Source organism: Komagataeibacter europaeus LMG 18890 (assembly GCF_000285295.1).
GTDB lineage: Bacteria > Pseudomonadota > Alphaproteobacteria > Acetobacterales > Acetobacteraceae > Komagataeibacter > Komagataeibacter europaeus.
Window position 1 is genome coordinate 1 of sequence record NZ_CADP01000212.1, and the last position, 2,591, is coordinate 2,591.

Annotated in this window: 2 protein-coding genes and 1 pseudogene; all 3 read right to left on the reverse strand. The window is 56.5% G+C overall.

Annotated elements, in window-relative coordinates:
* Nucleotides 1–199 precede the first annotated feature (199 nt).
* The 3 genes and pseudogenes from GEU01_RS23640 to GEU01_RS25225 all read right to left on the reverse strand — a co-directional run bounded on the left by GEU01_RS23640 (nt 200) and on the right by GEU01_RS25225 (nt 2,457).
* Nucleotides 200–712 carry an IS256 family transposase gene (locus GEU01_RS23640; protein ID WP_019087552.1) on the reverse strand — a complete coding sequence of 171 codons (513 nt, stop codon included), beginning with the start codon at nt 710–712 and terminating at the stop codon, nt 200–202.
* A gap of 65 nt (nt 713–777) precedes the next feature.
* Nucleotides 778–1,113 (reverse strand): annotated as a pseudogene (locus GEU01_RS20705) (helix-turn-helix domain-containing protein); the annotation flags it as partial.
* A gap of 105 nt (nt 1,114–1,218) precedes the next feature.
* Nucleotides 1,219–2,457 carry a type II toxin-antitoxin system HipA family toxin gene (locus GEU01_RS25225; RefSeq protein WP_081500048.1) on the reverse strand — a complete coding sequence of 413 codons (1,239 nt, stop codon included), beginning with the start codon at nt 2,455–2,457 and terminating at the stop codon, nt 1,219–1,221.
* Nucleotides 2,458–2,591 lie beyond the last annotated feature (134 nt).

The following is a 2,591-nucleotide window of genomic DNA, read 5'->3' on the forward strand; positions in this document are numbered from 1 at the left end:
AATATCCATGAAAGTGGGCGACTTTCAGGATTTCCCAGTTCCAGAAGCACAGTACAAGATACCCATCACGAAAAGTGCGGAAGAACCCATTTCTCCTCGAACGCATCAAGTTCGGCGGCCGCCATGTCAGCGGCGGCGGCCTCGTAGATCCGGCGCAGGTCGGCAGCCACGGCCTTACGGTCCTTCCATGAGCAGAAGTTCAGGCTGTGAAGATCACGATGGGATACATCCGATCCAGCGCCCGGCCCTGCCACTCCCGGACCTCGTCCAGCACGGCATCGGTGACGCGGCTGATCAGGTCGGGAGAGACCTTCTGGCCATAAAGATCAAGCAGATGGGCCTGGATGTCCCGGACAGTCAGGCCGGCGGCATAGAGACCGATGATCCTGTCGTCGATCCCGTCAATCCGGGTCTGGCCCTTCTTTACAAGCTCCGGCTCGAAGCTGCTGCCGCGGTCGCGCGGCACCGTCACTGGAAAGGCGCCGTCCTGGCCCTTCAGCACCTTGGTCGTGGAGCCATTCCGCCGGTTCAACTGGCCCGGCGGGGCAGCCTTGCCCTCCTCATAGCCCAGATGCGCGGTCAACTCCCCACCCAGCATGCGCTCCATGAGCCAAATTTTCAGCTCCTTCAGCAGCCCGGCGTCACCAGGCAGGGCTTCAGGACGCTCTACGCCCGTCAGCAATTCGTCGAGGATTTCCATCGAGATGGTCATTCATACTTCCTTTCGGTTAAGTATGGACCAGATCAGTTATACACAGAAGATCGGACACTCTCGATCTCGGCGGCCATGGAACGGATCGACCAGTGGGTCGCGTCTTTGGGCGTTGTGTTCGGCGTGCGCTCGATGACCTGCGTAACCTGCGCATCCGACACCGTGCGGGGCCGGCCAGCACGGTATTCGTCGGTCAGGCCTTCGATGCCATCTTCGACAAACCGCCGCCGCCATTTGCCGACGGTGTGCTCATGCACCCCCAGGCGTGCAGCAACTTCCTTGCTTTGCAAGCCTTCGGCGCAGAGCAGAACCATCCGGCAGCGATCCGACAACGACCGCGGCGCCTTGTGACGCCGGACCTGCCCTTCAGAAAACATCCGCGCCTGCGGACTCAGCACCACCTGACCTGCCTATCGTCCCGCCATCGTTCTGCTCCCGTTATTGTGACAGGAATATCATATAATGATGCTTATTTCAGTTCCAGATGACTAGCCTCCTACGATATTTCATTTCCATCCGCGGGTAATGGCCATTTCACTGCCAATTTCTTTGATCAGAAAATCAGGCGCTCCACAATTTGCGGCGACCTCTTCCCACAAGCAAAGCGCACTGTCGACCGCACCAATAATCTCGTCCCTTCGAACAGGCTTAATCCCCGCGATCCGCGCTACTTTATTGATGGCAACCTTGCCCGGGTGCCGCCCATCACCAGCGATCGAAATAGAATGCTCGCCACCGGGGCCCGCAGAAAACGACACATCATAGGCGGGAGCCAGCGACCATTCACCAGCCGCATTCATGAGAAACGCGTGATTTCGAACATGATCGTCCCGGTTTAATGCCCGCACGTTAAATACCATACGTCTAAAAATTTCCTCGACTACATCAATCCGACGACACATAAGTTTGGCAAGCTTGATGAGATCAACGTAATCAACCACACCGTGCTGCATACCGGTATCAAGCAACCCCGCCACCGTGGACATATGCAAGCGGCCACGACCCGGACGATCAAACCGATCAGTGCCAAAAAATCGCTCTTTATTACCTTCTAGCGGAAACATTCGACAGACGTTGATGCCAGCTTCTTTCATGAGAATGCCATAAGCGATCTCGGCTTCCACCGTCCCGATCGGATCAGATGATGCACGCCCTTTGATCAATACCTGAGTCCAGCCGGAAGCGAGCGGCAGACGGTGATCGCGCAAGGAATGCATATCATCATTGATCTGCGCGACAAACTTGGGCCGCGCGCCCTGACTGCCACCGGACATGACACGGAGCCGCGAAAGATCCGCTGCGGACGCACCATTCACCACTTGTGGTATGATCTCTTCGAACCAGCCCAGATCAATGCTCTCATTCGGAAGGCTGTCTGTTTCAGGGGCGTATGTCAGGGCCCCGCTACCATAGCGCCCGACATAAGCGAGGCGCTCGATATCTCCGATTGTGGTTCGGCTGATACCTCTCGCCGCAATTTCCCGATCAAGCAGGAGACGTCCCCAACCATCTGGGAGACTATCTTCAAACAGGGAAGGAAGACTTGCACCCCGACCGCTGTTTGGCCTCAACAACTGATCATATGACCGACAAAGCACCGGAGAGAGAGGAAGAGGACTTGCCGCAAATCCGGCATCCCACTCGAAAGCTATGCTTCGACGTTCAGGATCCCGGCCAAGCTGTCCCACCTGTAGAGGCTTTTCTCCATCACCGAAATCAAGCGCAACAGAAAGTCTTTCAATCATCGCGTCCTCTGCTTCGCTGCGCGTCGACGGAGTTGACTAAACTCATCCAGTTCATCCAGGGAAGAAGCCTCTGGCATGGGAAAAAGATCAGAAAAAGCGTCAAGTGTCCCGAGCGCCTCAGCTATTGCTAGCAG

What these genes read in the sequence shown, in the direction of transcription:
- GEU01_RS23640 (WP_019087552.1), bottom strand. Translation starts at nt 712, where the DNA reads ATGACCATCTCGATGGAAATCCTCGACGAATTGCTGACGGGCGTAGAG.
- GEU01_RS25225 (WP_081500048.1), bottom strand. Translation starts at nt 2,457, where the DNA reads ATGATTGAAAGACTTTCTGTTGCGCTTGATTTCGGTGATGGAGAAAAG.